Source organism: Embleya sp. NPDC020630 (assembly GCF_044334985.1).
GTDB lineage: Bacteria > Actinomycetota > Actinomycetes > Streptomycetales > Streptomycetaceae > Embleya.
Window position 1 is genome coordinate 870210 of the sequence record NZ_JBIRUB010000002.1, and the last position, 14036, is coordinate 884245.

Annotated in this window: 10 protein-coding genes and 1 pseudogene; 5 read left to right on the top strand and 6 right to left on the bottom strand. The window is 73.3% G+C overall.

Annotated features, from left to right (window positions below; translation table 11 throughout):
- Positions 1–6: 6 nt before the first annotated feature.
- Complete coding sequence (locus ACH4XV_RS10000; protein WP_395788151.1) at positions 7–1290, bottom strand: TerD family protein; 1284 nt, start codon at positions 1288–1290, stop codon at positions 7–9.
- 250 nt (positions 1291–1540) lie between these two features.
- On the opposite strand from ACH4XV_RS10000, the gene ACH4XV_RS10005 reads away from it, so the two are divergent.
- From ACH4XV_RS10005 to ACH4XV_RS10020, 4 genes and pseudogenes are all read left to right on the top strand, one after another.
- The gene (locus tag ACH4XV_RS10005; RefSeq protein ID WP_395788153.1) at positions 1541–2713 is read left to right on the top strand and encodes an HpcH/HpaI aldolase/citrate lyase family protein; all 1173 of its coding nucleotides are present in this window, start codon (positions 1541–1543) and stop codon (positions 2711–2713) included.
- An 85-nt stretch (positions 2714–2798) separates the two neighbouring features.
- Positions 2799–5311, top strand: a pseudogene (locus tag ACH4XV_RS10010) (phosphoribosyltransferase).
- Positions 5308–6141, top strand: a complete 834-nt coding sequence (locus ACH4XV_RS10015; protein WP_395788155.1) for an HAD family hydrolase — start codon at positions 5308–5310, stop codon at positions 6139–6141. The pseudogene ACH4XV_RS10010 and the gene ACH4XV_RS10015 overlap by 4 nt, the downstream one beginning before the upstream one ends.
- A gap of 106 nt (positions 6142–6247) precedes the next feature.
- Complete coding sequence (locus ACH4XV_RS10020) at positions 6248–7063, top strand: 4'-phosphopantetheinyl transferase family protein (RefSeq protein ID WP_395788157.1); 816 nt, start codon at positions 6248–6250, stop codon at positions 7061–7063.
- On the opposite strand, the gene ACH4XV_RS10025 is transcribed toward ACH4XV_RS10020, so the two are convergent.
- The 5 genes from ACH4XV_RS10025 to ACH4XV_RS10045 form a co-directional block, all read right to left on the bottom strand.
- On the bottom strand, positions 7034–7513 hold the full coding sequence (locus ACH4XV_RS10025; protein WP_395788159.1) for a hypothetical protein: 480 nt from the start codon (positions 7511–7513) through the stop codon (positions 7034–7036). The two genes, ACH4XV_RS10020 and ACH4XV_RS10025, sit on opposite strands and share 30 nt — an antisense overlap.
- Positions 7514–7780: 267 nt before the next feature.
- Entirely contained in the window at positions 7781–9139 is a 1359-nt protein-coding gene (locus tag ACH4XV_RS10030; RefSeq protein ID WP_395788161.1) for a hypothetical protein, read from the bottom strand.
- A gap of 258 nt (positions 9140–9397) precedes the next feature.
- Positions 9398–9991 (bottom strand): lytic polysaccharide monooxygenase, encoded by a 594-nt coding sequence (locus ACH4XV_RS10035; protein ID WP_395788163.1) that lies wholly within the window; start codon positions 9989–9991, stop codon positions 9398–9400.
- Between the two features lie 340 nt (positions 9992–10331).
- A complete protein-coding gene (locus tag ACH4XV_RS10040) occupies positions 10332–11285 on the bottom strand; it encodes a PhzF family phenazine biosynthesis protein (protein WP_395788165.1) in 954 nt (317 codons plus the stop codon).
- A 61-nt stretch (positions 11286–11346) separates the two neighbouring features.
- On the bottom strand, positions 11347–12510 hold the full coding sequence (locus ACH4XV_RS10045) for a serine hydrolase domain-containing protein (RefSeq protein ID WP_395788167.1): 1164 nt from the start codon (positions 12508–12510) through the stop codon (positions 11347–11349).
- Between the two features lie 495 nt (positions 12511–13005).
- Between ACH4XV_RS10045 and ACH4XV_RS10050 the strand changes: the two genes are divergently transcribed.
- Positions 13006–14016, top strand: a complete 1011-nt coding sequence (locus ACH4XV_RS10050; protein WP_395788169.1) for a hypothetical protein — start codon at positions 13006–13008, stop codon at positions 14014–14016.
- Positions 14017–14036 lie beyond the last annotated feature (20 nt).

Here is a 14036-nt window from a genome sequence, read left to right on the forward strand (position 1 = left end):
GGCGGGTCAGCCCTGGAACTGCGGGCCCTGCGGCGGCGAGTCCAGGCGGCGCAGCTGCGGCGGGCCGCCGTGGCCCTGGGGCGGGGTGCCCTGGTGCGGCTGCGGGGGCATGCCCATGCCCTGCGGCGGGGTCATGCCCGGCTGGTACTGCCCGGGCGGCTGCGGGGCGCCGTGCGAGGGCGTGTACGGCCCCGGCGGCTGCGGAGCGCCGTGTGCGGGCGTGTACCGACCCGGAGCCGGGAGCTGCGGGCCGCCCGGCGGCATGTGCATCACGCCCGGCGGTGTCTGGAACGCGACGCCGTGCGAGGGGGTGCCGGGAGGCTGCGCGAAGCCCTGCGGCGGGGTGCCGCCCGGGCCGGGCGGCGGCGGTACGGGGGCGCCGGCGGAGGGTGTCTGCGGGTAGCCCGGGGGCCGGCCGCCGAACGTGTGCGGGGCCGGCGGCGGCGGGATCGTCGGGCCGTCGTGGCGCGGCGGAGGCGGCAACGAGGGGCCGCCGTACGGCGCGTTGCCCGAGACGGGCAGCACGCCCTGGGGCGGCGCCGGCTGCTGCCCCGCAGGCGGGGCGGGCACGGGGCCCCGGTCGTATTGCGGCAGCACGGCGGTGGGCGCCGCGTCCTGATAGGTCGGCTGCGGCTGCGGCGCCGGGGGGTTGCCGAAGACCGGGGCCGGCGGCGGCGCCGGTGCGGTGGGCGGCGACTGGTGCACCGGCGGCAGCGGCACGGGAGCCGGGGCCGGCGGGGCGCTCGCGGGGGCCGGTTCGTCGTCGACGCTGATCCCGTAGTCGGTGGCCAGCCCGGCGAGACCGCTCGCGTAGCCCTGGCCGACCGCGCGGAACTTCCACTGGTCGCCGCGCCGGTAGATCTCGCCGAACACGAACGCGGTCTCGGTCGTCGCACCGGTGATCGGGAAGTTGAGCATCTCGCGTCCGCCGTCGACGTCGTACAGTCGAAGGACCAGACCGGGCACCGCGCCGATCGTGCCGCCGTCGGCGGACGCGGCCACGATCACGTGGCGGACATCCGGGGCGAGCGCGGCGACGTCCACGCGGACGCCGTCGGTGCAGCGGTCGGGGGCGGTGTTCTTGCCCTCGTGGACGACCGTGCCGGAAGGGTGTCTGGGCTGGTTGTAGAAGACGAAATCGTGGTCGCCGCGCACCTTGTCGTCCGCGCCGAGCAGCAGGGCCGAGGCGTCCATGTCCGGGACACCGGCTCCCGGCCGCCATTCGAGGACCACGCGCACGGACCGGGCGGGGAGGGCCGTATTCGCTCCCTTGGACATCACCTGGGTCATGTCCCCATCCTGCCGTCCCGACGGAGTCGGGCTCAACGTGGGTCGGGGCCGTGACGATTGTGTGAACACATGGTCCTATAACCGGATCGTACGTCTTCGATTTTGCTTTTCGGTTACCGTAGGCAGCACCTGCCGGCGGCTCACCGGCTCGGCGCGTAATGCGCCTTTCGATACATCCGGGGCGGGTACGGGTTCCCTTCCCGACGCGCCTGTGCCATCACCACCGACGGTCGAGGGGGATCAGATCACGATGCGGCATTTCGGCTACCTGGACGATGCGGTCCGCGACCATCTGTTCCACCGCGAGCCGCAGACGTTCGACCGGGACAGCGATGCCGGCGTGCTCGCCTCGGCTCTCGGCGCGACCCTGTACAGTCCCGCCACGCGCGCGACGCTCGCGACGGACATCGCCAAGCAGGCCGCCCGCGGGGTGACCTCGATGGTGCTGTGCCTGGAGGACTCGATCGACGACCGCGAGGTGGTCGGCGCCGAGCAGAACCTGGTCGAGCAGTTGGCCGCGTTCGCCGGCTCCGGGGCCGAGGGGCCGCTGCTGTTCATTCGGGTCCGCCACCCCGAGCAGATCACCGACCTCGCCGAGCGGCTCGGCGACACGCTCGGCGTGCTGACCGGCTTCGTACTGCCCAAGTTCGAGCCGGACAGCGGCGCGCGCTACCTCAAGGCACTGGACGAGGCGATCACGATGAGTGGTCGCCGACTGTTCGCGATGCCCGTCCTGGAGTCGCCGTCGATCGCCTACATCGAGCACCGGCGGGCCGTGCTCGCCGAACTCGCCGAGCTGATCGCCGCGCACCGCGAGCGCATCCTGGCGGTACGGATCGGGGCCACCGACTTCCAGTCCGCGTACGCGCTGCGCCGCTCGCGCGATCTGACCGCCTACGACGTGCACCTGGTGGCCCAACTGATCGGCGACATCGTGAACGTCTTCGGTCGGGCCGACGGCACCGGACACGTGATCAGCGGGCCGGTGTGGGAGTACTTCCCGCAGGGCGAGCGGCTGTTCAAGCCGCAGCTGCGGCGCACGCCGTTCGCCGAGGCGGAGGACCCGGAGGCGGTCGAGTTGCGCACCCGGCTGATCTCCGCCGACCTGGACGGGCTGATCCGCGAACTCGAACTGGACAAGGCCAACGGCCTGCTCGGCAAGACCGCGATCCACCCCAGCCACGTGGCGGTGATCCACGCGATGTCGGTGGTCACGCACGAGGAGTACTGCGACGCCGGCGACATCCTCGCGGAGAGCGCGGCCGGTGGCGGGGTGCTGCGCTCGGCGTACACCAACAAGATGAACGAGGTGAAGCCGCACCGCGCGTGGGCGCAGGCGGTGATGCGCCGGGCGCACGCGTTCGGTGTGGCCCGCGAGGACGTCACGTTCGTGGACCTGCTCGCGGCGGGGGTCATGGAGTGAGCCGGCGGCCGGGGCAAGACGTTCCGGCGGGATCGGTCGATACGGGGCAACAAGGGAAGCGGGTTCGTGCGTGACGCAACATCGGATGGAAACCTGGTCGGGAGGGCTGGGCGGGTCGGGCGGGCCGAAGGCATCGGGCGGGTCGACGGATACGGCGGCCTGGTCGGGGAGTTGGGTCGCCGAGCGGCTCGACGTGGCGCTCGCCGGGGACGGGCTCGACGCGCTGGTCGGCCTCGCGCTGCGGCGCAACCCGCGCCGGGCCCACCTGCTGGTGTCCACCGTGTTGGGCAAGCACGTCCCGCAACTGCCCGAGGTGGTGCACGACGCGGGCCGCGACCTGGGCATGCGGGTGGCGCGTGTGCTGGCCGACGAGCCGACGCCGGTGGTGCTCGGCTACGCGGAGACCGCCACGGGCCTGGGGCACTGCGTGGCCGAGGCGCTGCCGGGGGCGGCCTACCTGCACTCCACCCGGCGTCCGGTGGCCGGGGTGGACCGGTTCGGCTCCTTCGAGGAGGAGCACTCGCACGCCACCTCGCACCTGATCCTGCCGCGTGATCGGGAACTGCTCTCCGGAAGCGGGCCGTTGGTCCTGGTGGACGACGAACTGTCCACCGGGCGCACGGTGTCCAACACGATCCGGGCACTGCACGCGGTCGCGCCTCGGGCGCACTACGTGATCGCCGCGCTGATCGACGTGCGCGGTCCCGCCGACCGGGCCGAGTTCGAGGTCTTCGCGGCCGAACTCGGCGCCCGGGTGGACGTGGTGGCGCTCGCGGCCGGCACCGTCGACCTGCCCGAGGACGTGCTCGCGCGCGGCACCGCGCTGGTCGCCGCGCACGAGGCCGGCGGGCCGGCGGACGAGCCGCCCGGCACGGTGCGCACCCTGGACCTGGACTGGCCGGCCGACCTGCCCGACGGCGGGCGGCACGGGTTCACCCAGGCCGACCAGGACGCCCTGGAGCGGGTCCTGCCCACCCTCGGCGCGGCGCTGGCCGGGCAGGTGGTGGGCCGGCGGATCCTGGTCCTCGGCTTCGAGGAACTGATGTACACGCCGCTGCGGTTGGCCCGCGCGCTGGCCGAGCACGTGCCGGCCGGGGTCGAGGTGCGCTACTCGACCACGACCCGCTCGCCGGTGCTGGCCGTGGACGATCCGGGCTACGCGATCCGTACCCGATTGCAATTCCCCGCCCACGACGATCCGGCGGACGGGCCCGGCGAGCGCTACGCGTACAACGTCGCGGCCGGCGCCGACCCCGAGCGGCGCTTCGACGAGGTGCTGATCGTCGTCGACTCGGTCGCCGACACTCCCGAACTGCGCGCGCCCGGCGGGCTGTTGGATGCGCTGTCCCGGGTCACCGACCACGTCGGTCTGCTCGTCGTCCCCTCCTTCACCCCCGAGGTGCGCAGGTCATGAACCACCAGTCCGCGAACGATCGGCCCGGTGCGGCCGGACCCGACACCGGGAAGCTGCCGGAGCCGCTGTACGGTCCCGCTTTCTCCTCCTACGCCGCCGACGAGGTCGCCTGGCTGCTCAAGGACCTGTCCGCGGTCGAGCTGGAAGCGCCGCTGGAGGAGCGCGAGGAGGCGATCCAGCACGCGGGCGCGCACTACGCCGAGTCGTTGCCCATCGAGTACCAGCCCTCGCCCGAGTACCAGGCGCTCTTCCACGCCGCGCTGGACGCCTCGGCGGAGCGGATCGCGCACGCGGTCGGCGTGGTCACCGAGACCATCCTCGCCGAGCGCGGCCGGGACGCGGTGCTGGTCTCGCTGGCCAGGGCCGGCACCCCGGTGGGCGTGCTGATGCGCCGCTGGGCCCGGCGCGCGCACGGCCTGACGCTGCCGCACTTCGCCGTGTCGATCGTGCGCGGACGCGGCATCGACACCACCGCGCTGCGTTGGCTGGGCCGCGAGTTCGACCCGTCGCGGATCGTCTTCGTGGACGGCTGGACCGGCAAGGGCGCGATCACCCGCGAGTTGTCCGACGCGCTGGACGTGACCGCGGCGACCACCGGCATGCGGTTCGATCCGGAGTTGGCCGTGCTCGCCGACCCGGGCTCGTGCGTGCGTACCTACGGCACCCGGGACGACTTCCTGATCCCGTCCGCGTGCCTGAACTCGACGGTGTCCGGGCTGGTCTCGCGCACCGTACTGCGCGACGACCTGATCGGGCCGGACGAGTTCCACGGCGCGAAGTTCTACGCCGAACTGGCCGACGCGGACGTGTCCGGGCTGTTCCTGGACGCCGTCGCCGAACGGTTCGACGCGGTCGCCGAGGACGTGGCGCGCGACCAACCCGTGCTCGCCGCGAGCGACCGCACGCCGACCTGGGCCGGATGGCGCGCGGTCGAGCGGATCGGCGCCGAGTACGGGATCGAGAACATCAACCTGATCAAGCCCGGGGTCGGCGAGACCACGCGGGTGCTGCTGCGCCGGGTGCCGTGGCAGATCCTGGCCCGCGAGGGGGTCGGCGCCGAGCTGGACCACGTGCGGATGCTCGCCGCCCAGCGCGGGGTGCCGGTGATCGACGTGGACGACCTGCCGTACTCGTGCGTGGGTCTGGTCAAACCGGGCTTTCGCCGGGACGGGAGTGGCGCGTGAACGTGCTGGTGGCCAGTGACCTGGACCGGACCCTGATCTACTCGAAGGCCGCCGCGCGGCTGGGGTTGGGCCCCGAGGAGCCGACGCCCGAGCTGGTGTGCGTGGAGGAGTACGAGGGCGCGCCGATGTCCTTCGTCACCCGCCGGGCGAGCGAACTGCTGGCCGAACTCGCCGAGCACAGCACGTTCGTGCCCACCACGACGCGTACCCGGGAGCAGTACGGGCGGATCGTACTGCCGGGCCGGGCGCCGGAGTTCGCGATCTGTGCCAATGGCGGCCACCTGCTCGTGCACGGCGAGAGCGACCCGGACTGGCACGCGGGGGTGCGCAAGACGCTCGCCGCGAAGGCCGCGCCGCTGCCGGAGGTGATCGCCCACCTCGAAGTGGTCGCCCGACCCGAGTGGACGCTCAAACTCCGGGTGGCCGAGGACCTGTTCGGCTACCTGGTGGTGGAACGCGCGGCACTGCCGCCGGAGTTCGTGCCGGAGCTGACCGAGTGGGCGAACGCGCGCGGCTACGGCGTCTCGCTCCAGGGACGCAAGCTCTACCTCGTCCCGGACGCGCTGACCAAGGGCGACGCGGTGCGCGAAGTGGCCCGACGGGCCTCGGCCGGCGTGGTGTTCGCGGCCGGCGACTCGCTCCTGGACATCGAACTGCTGCGGGCCGCGGTCGCCGGGGTGCGGCCCGGGCATGGCGAACTGGCCGACAGCGACTGGTCGGCGCCGCATGTGGAGGCGTTGGCCGCGATGGGACTGTCCGCGGGGGAGCGGATCGCGGAGTGGCTGTTGGAGCGGAGCCGGAGTCGGATTCGGCCGGTGGTCGGCGCGTAGGGCGCCGGTGCTCCGGCGCGGCGGGTTGCCGCATCTGTTCCGGAGGATCGGGGCCGGGGCCGGTGGGGCGCGGTTGAATGGTGCGCGACGAGGAGGAGGGGCCGTCGTGGGACCTGCCGAGTGTGTCGTGTGGTGGGCCGAGCCGGATCCGGACGCGGTCGCGCGGGCCTGGTTCGACGCGGCCGAGCGGGCCAGATACGAGCGGTATCGCCGACCGGCCGACCAGGCGAGGTTCGCCACCGCGCGGGCGCTGGCCCGACAGGTGCTGGCGGCCCGGCTCGACGTGGCCCCGGGCGAGGTGCGCTTCGACACGACCTGCCGGCTCTGCGGGTGCGCCCGGGGCAAGCCGAGGGTGGCGCACGGCCCGGCCGGGCTCGACTTCTCCATCTCGCACGCCGGGGAGCGGGTCGTGCTCGCGGTGGTCGAGGGCGCCGAGGTGGGTGTTGACGTGGAGCGGATCGCGACCGTCGAGGGCACCCTGTCCGGTGCCGAATTGGCCGCGCAGGACCGGCTTCCGGCGCGCCTGCGGGCGGCCGACGCGATCACCCGGTGGACCCGCAAGGAGGCGCTGCTCAAGGTGTACGGGCTCGGTCTGACCGTCGATCCGCGCCGGTTGACGGTGTCCGGCGCGGGCGAGCCGCCCCGGTTGCTGGACTGGCCGGACCCGCCGGAGGCGGCGGGGGTGCCGGGCGACCTCGCGGCGATCGAACGGGACGGGGTACATCCGCACCGCGGGCAGGATGCGGTGCGGATGTACGACCTGGCGCCGGGCGTCGGCTACGCGGCGACGGTGGCGCTGCGCGGGCCCGGGCCGGACACGGTGCGCGAGTGCTGGGTGGACGCGGTGGCGGTGCCGGGTGGGGTGGTGCCGGGCGGGGTGGCGCCGGATCGGTCAGACGCAGGCGCCGCGGACGGTCAGTAGTTCGGCGCGGGCGTGCAGCTGTCGGCCGCACTCCATGTCGAAGGTCAGCTCGAAGCCGTCGCGCGCGGCGCGCACCCGGGTCAGCGCGACCTCGGTGAACCGGTCGAGCGCGCCGCACAACTCGTGCATGACCACCCCGGTCGAGGACAGGCCGAGCACCGTGCCGTCGCCGAGGGTGACCAGGTCGCAGCCGCGGTTGCCGGTCGCCGCCTGGGCGTCGGTCACCCGCAGCGGACCGCGCCCGAGCGAGTGCAGCCAGCTGACCGCCCGGCGATGCAGCACCGCGCGCTCCTCCTCGTAGGCGACGGCCATCATGCGGTGCATGTCGGTGATGTCGTCGGTGTGCAGGGGCAACACCGGGGCCGTCTGCGGAGCCCGGCGCAGCGCGCGCAGGCAGGGCGGTGCCAGGACGAGGAGAAACACGAACAGGAGCATCAAGAGCACGGGCATGTGCGACTTCCCGGTGTCAGCATCGTGGTCGCCGGCGCGGCGCGCGGGATCCGTCCCCGTGAATCGGGACCAAGGTCTCGAAGTCGGCCGGTCCGTCGACTTTAAACCTTGAATTTCGGGAAAGTGGCCACCGGTGCCGATTCTTTACCCGACTGGTCGAACATGGCGACGAAATCACTACGTGGAGTTGCCGATGGTGCGCCGACTGCGGAAAATGTCAGCTTTTGGGCAACGGATGATTGCTGTGCGTAGTGTCCGGGTTTGGCGTCAGTGCGGGCCGGGGCCCGCCCGGTCCTCGCGGATCACCTGCACGGTGGCCGCGACCTCGGCGCGGATGTCCCGGGTCTCGCTGAGAAAGCGCCACCAGTCGGGGCGGGGCTGCTCCGGCTCCGCGGCGATCGCCTCCAGGCGGTACACCAGCGCGTCCAGCCGGCGGGCGTAGCGCTCCTCGGCGTTGGCCCGACCGCCGAGGGCGAGCCGCTGGGCGTCGCGCAGCGCGAATCGGGTGCGCTCCAACTCGGCCTCCGGGTCGCGGGCCACCTCTTCGAGGGCGTGCAGCCGGTCGTTGACTGAGGCCATCGCCTCGTCGGCGTCCTTGAGGGTGGCCCGGGCGGTGGCCAGCCGGCTGACCGCGTCGGCGTACTCGCCGCGCCCGGCCGCGGCGCCGGCCTCCTCCAGGCGGCTGCGGGCCACGCCCAGGGACTGTCGGGTGCGCGCCGGGACCTGCTCCAGGTCGACCCAGCAGGACTGTACGTAGTCGCGGCGCAGTCGGTGCAGGGCAGGTTCGATCGTGCCCAGGCGGGATTCCAGCGCCTGGGCACGGGTGCGCAGTGAGGACAGCCGGTTGGTGACCTCCTCGCGCTGCCTGGGCAGCCGCTCGGCCTCCGCGCGCAGCTCGCCGGCCGCGGTCTCGATCCGCCGGGCCACCTCCAGCGTGCCCGGGATGCCGAGCGCGGCCGGGCCCCGGTCCAGCTCGGTCAGATCGGCGCGTACGGCGGCCAGTCGGGTGGTGAGCGTGGTCGAGCCGAGGCCGGCCCGCTCGGTCGCGGCGACCGCCTGTTCGGCCTCGGCGGCGGCGCGGCGGGCCCGGTCCACGGCGGGGGGCAGTTGGCCGAGCGCCTGTTCGGCGTCGGCGAGCAGCGGGCCGAGCGAGGTGCCGAAGCGGTCCAACTCCTGGCGCACGGCGTCGAGCCGGCTCGCCACCTCGGCCAACTCCCGCCGGGCGGACTCGTATTCGTCGGTCTCCAGCTCCACGTCGAGCGGGTGCCGGTCCATCAGCGCGATGTAGGCCGCGCTCGCCTCGTCGATGCGCAGGCTCACCGCGGCGAAGCTGCGCAGCGCGTCCTCGGTGCCGCGCGCGCCGCGTACGGCTCGGACCGTCTCCAGCGAGAGCATCATGTCCCGCTGGGCGGTGTCCAGCTGGAGGAACGCCTCGCCCGCCGTCTCGCGCGCGGCCAGCGCGGCCGAGCGGGCGGCCTCCTTGCGCCGGCGCCACGGGCGGGTCTCGCCGCCGGCGAACGCGCCCGGGAGCAGCGCCAGGAGCAGCGGCGCGAGCGTGATCGACAGGGGAAGGCCGCCCCCGAGGGACCGTCGTGCGGATCCGACCACCACGCCTGCTCCCGTCACCGTGTGAACTGTGCGCACTCCATCCTGCCCATCCTTCCAGGTGCTGTCCGATGGAGGTCCACCAACCGTCCCTTCGGCGCGTGTCCGGGGTCGGACGGGGCGCTTGGGGGCGATGTGGGGGGTGGGCCGTCGGGCCTGGTGGATGGGCGGGTGCGTGGGTGCGTGGGTGCGTGGGTGCGTGGGCGTGGCGGGCCCGGCGGCCCGTTGTGGGCGACCGCCGGGCGGAGCGTGACGGGGCCGTACCGGTGGGTGCTTCGGTCAGAACGTCACGTCGGAGCAGGAGTAGAACGCGTTGTCGGTGTCGTCGATGTCCCAGACGGCGAAGATCAGCGCCCGGCCGGTGCGGCCGGCCGGGAGGGTGCCGGTGTGCACCTGGTGCGCGGCGGGCTGGGCACCGTGGTAGGGGACGGTCAGGAACGGGGTGCTCTCGATCTGGGCGCGGCTGATCGGAGTCGCGGGATTCCAGGTCGGCTTGGTGATGTAGTAGCGGAACGACGTGGTCGAGTGTCGGGCCTCGATCTCCCAGGTGAAGCTGAACGAGGCGCCGGAGGTGAGCGGGGTGGCCGGCCAGGTGCCGTTGCGGGGGTTGTCGAGCGGGGCCCAGCGGCCGTCCGCGCCGGCGCACAGCTGCCCGTCGGGCGGTCCGCCCGCGGGGTAGCCCTTGGGACCCTCGACGCTCTGCGGCTCCCACTGGATGTCGCCGCAGCGCTTGACCTTGCCCTCGCCGCACAACGCGGAGCGGCTGGCCGGGTTGGAGATGTACCCGTGGGCGGAGGCCGAGGACGCCGGCAGCAGGAACGGCAGGGCGAGCACCGAAGCGCTCAGCGTGGCCAGGATGGTGCTCTTGCGCATCGAACTTCTCCTCGTGAACGAAGTCGTGCCGGGACGGGCAGACTCGTTCGGACGCGGCCTCGAAACGGTCCGCGCGCGTGCGCACGTGCGCCGGAGCGCGGATGTCGCGAGTCGATGGGACGTCGACATCCGCATCCGAACGTGGAACCACACGATCCGGGTGCGGATCGTGTCGGGTGCGACCTGCGCGAGTCGCGTGCCTTCGTTACCGGGGGCGCTCTTTCACGCTAGAAGCGGTGATTCCGGTCGGTCAATGGTCTGGACCATGTGCGGCACAAATTGGCTAATCCGGATCGGGGTCGTCGTCGGGCGCGATGGGGCGGCGGCGTCGGGCACGGGTTCAGCCGGCCGGGTCGGGGATCGGGACGGCCGGGCCGGAGACACGGATGCGGGGGTCGTGTTCGTCGAGGTCGACGGTGAGTACGCCGGGGCGGCCGAGGTCGTCGCCCTGGTGCAGGGTGAGGGTGGCCCGCGCGGGGACCAGGGACAGGGCGCGCAGGTAGTGGCCGAGGGCCGCCGCGGCGGCGCCGGTGGCCGGGTCCTCGATCACGCCGCCGACCGGGAACGGGTCGCGGACGTGGAAGGTGTCCGCCGAGGTGCGTCGGACCAGTTGCAGCGTGGTCAGGTCGCGGGCCCGCATGAAGGCGGCGAGGCCGTCGAAGTCGTAGTCCAGGTCGGCCAGGCGGGACCGGGTCGCGGCGGCCAGGATCAGGTGGTGGGCGCCGGCGTAGGCGTAGCCGGGCGGCAGTTCGGGGTCGAGGTCGTCGGCGCTCCAGCCGAGGAGGGCCAGCGCCTCGGCGACGTCGGCGGCCGGGGCGGGGGTGTGGTGCGGCTCGACGCTGGTGAGGGTGGCGCGGAGCCGGCCGTCGGGGCCGGGGGTGACGTCGACCGGGACGAGGCCGGCCGGGGTGGTGAAGGCGAGCGGGCCGGTGCCGATGCGTTCGGCGAGGGCGATTGCGGCGGCGATGGTGGCGTGGCCGCAGAAGGAGACCTCGGCGAGGGGGCTGAAGTAGCGGACGGTGTAGGTGCGGGGGGTGGTGGGGTCGGCCTCGGTTTCGGCTGGGGTTTCCGTTGCGGCTGCGGCTGTGGTTGTGGGTTCGGGGCGGGCTTCGGTTCGGGTGAGGAACGCTGTTTCGGAGTAGCCGAGTTCGGCGGCGATCGTGAGCATGTCCCGGTCGGTCAGGGCGCCGGCGTCCAGGACCACGCCGGCGGGGTTGCCGCCGTTCGGGTCGGTGGAGAAGGCGGTGTAGCGAAGCGGGGTGGCGGCGGTGGGCGCCGGGTCCGATGTCGTCATGTCGCAGGGCAACGTTGCCGGGTGGCGGGACGATTCCCGGGGCCGCCGGTGGGTCGCGGAGTCAGGCGTGGGCGGCGAGTTCCCAGAACGCGCGCATCACGGCGGGCGGAGTGGGGCCCGCGAGTTGCACCTGGGTGAAGAGGATGGCGGTGCTGCCGGTCGCCGGGACGATGTGGGCCGTGGTGCCGGTGCCGCCGACCCATCCGTAGCGGCCGGGAACGTTCCACGCGTTGACGGCCTCGATGTCGACGGAGCCGCCGAAGCCCCACCCCTGGCCCTCCAGGAACAGGTCGGTGGCCTTGCGCTGCGCCGGGGTCAGGTGGTTGGTGGTCATCCGGCGGATCGACTCCGGGGAGAGCAGACGCCGCCCGGCGACGGTGCCCTCGGCGAGGAGCAGGCGGGCGAAGGCGTGGTAATCGTCCACGGTGGAGACCAGGCCGCCTCCGCCGGACGGGAAGGCGGGTGGTGTGCTCCACTGGCCGGTGGGGCCGTCGACGGTGCGGAGGACGCCGTCCGGGTCGGCGAGGTGGCAGGTGGTGAACCGCCCCAGGTCGGCGGGCGGTACCGCGAAGCCGGTGTCGACCATGGCGAGCGGCTCGAACAGTCGTTCGGCGAGGAATTCGGGCAGCGGACGACCGGCCGCCCGGGCGATCAGTACGCCGAGGATGTCCGAACAGGTGTTGTAGAGCCAGGCCTCGCCCGGCTGGTGGAGCAGCGGGATGTCGGACAGCCGGGCCATCCACTCGTCGGGCGCGGGGACCTGTTGCGGCTGCGGCGGACCCTGGCCCAGCTTTTCCATCAGCGGGGCGAGCGCGGGCAGCGAGAAGTCGCTCGGGAAGCCGTAGCCGGCCCGGAAGGTGAGCAGGTCGAACACGGTGATCGGGCGATCGGCGGGGACCACGTCGTCGATCGCGGCGGTGGGCGTGCGGACCACGCTTCGGTCGGCCAGTTCCGGGAGGAGGTCGTCGACCGGGTCGTCCGGGGCGATCCGGCCGTCCTCGATCAGCATCATGGCCGCGGCGGCGACGACGGGCTTGGTGAGGGACGCGATGCGGAAGATCGAGTCCCGGGCCATCGGGGCGGTGCCGGCGGTGTCGAGGGAGCCGGCGGCCCGTACCTCGACGCGGTCGCCGCGGGCGATCAGGGCGACGGCGCCCGGGAGTGTTCCCTCGGCGATGTGGGTTTCGAGCAGCGTTCGCAGGTCGTCGGGGGTGTTCGGGTTCATCGGGTGGGCTCCTCGGGGGCGACGTGCGGGTCGGCTGCGTGTGCGCGGCGGTCTCCGTACCGCCGAAAGGCAGACCCCGCAGGGGGTGCGGAATCATCGCTCCGGTACGGGCGAATCGTGGGCGGATGGCCGGTGGGTCGTGGGACACGGTGGGCGGATCGGTACGGACCGTGTGCCTCGGGGCGACGTGGGGTGCGGTTCGATACCGTGGCTTCGGGATTCAACTGCCTTGACGTGGAACGTACTTCATGTTCCGGGCGAAGTTCCGTGACGCGCCGGGGGGTCCACTGCGTTCTATCTAGTGGGTGAGCGGGCGGCATGGGGCGCGGTCCGGTGGGTTGCCGGTCGCGCTCCGTGGTCGCGCCCGTATCCGGTACGGAAGGGAACGGAACGGCACGGCCGCCCGATCCGAGCGGGGCGCGGGCGACCTGCCGACACCGGCTCGGGGTGGGGCACGACACGTGGTGGAACGGATGTCTAGGAGACAGCAGGCCGATGGGATCCCCGGGTTCTGAGGAGCAGCAGTTGGCCGCCGCGATGCGCGGGGCGGCGGCCGAATTGGTCCCACCTGCGGGGTTGGTCGCGGGCGGGATCACCCGGGGGCGACGGATGCGCCGGGCGCGTCGGATGCGGATCGGCGCGTCGGCGCTGGCGGTGGTGGCGCTGGGCGGGACCGCCGCGGTGGTGCTCCCGGGGATGGACGACGGCCGGTCGGCGGTACGGGCGACGTCGGGGCCCGCGGGCGTGCAGAGCGGTGCGCCCGGGCCGAGTACGAGCCCTCCTCCCGACCCGGCGGCCATTCCGCCGCCGGGCAAGGAAGCCGTCTCCCCGCAGGAGATCGCGCGGATCCTCCGGCAGACGCCGCTGGGCGGCAGCATGCGGGACCCCAGCGGGGCCGGGATCGTGCCGAAGACGGGGGACCCGACTTCGGTGGGTGCGTTCGCCGTGATGCTGGTGGTGACCAACAAGGGAGCGGCGACGCTCACGGTGACGGTGCAGGCGAGCGGTCAGGATCCCGCGGGTGACGACTGCGCGGCGGTACGGAAGGTGTACCGCCTCTGCGATGTCTTCGTGGAATCCGACGGTACGCACGGCTACCTCGCGCAGACTCGGCCCGAAGGTCAGACCGTCGACCCCGGCGGCAAGGAACCCTCGGCATGGGCCGCGCAGGTGATCCGCCGCGACGGCGTGCGGGTTTCGGCGACGGCGACGTCGAGGGTCGACGCCGGGAGCGTGGGGATAGGGATGCCGGGGTACGCGATCGTGCCGATCAAGCAGCTTCGGGACATCGTGATGTCGCCGAGTTGGGCGCTCTGGGTCGATCCGGAGGTCAATCTGGCCGCGCGGGCGAAGATGCTCGATTTCCGGGCGCAGGCCCCGATCGGCACTCCTCGGACACCGCGGAATCGGGACCTGCCGGGCAGCACCGCGCCCCCGGCCGTGCCGACGGGTGAGCCCTCGCAGTTGCCGGACGCGGGTGGGTGGAGCGGGGGCGCGGGGCGGTAGGTGCCTGGTGCCTGGGGCGT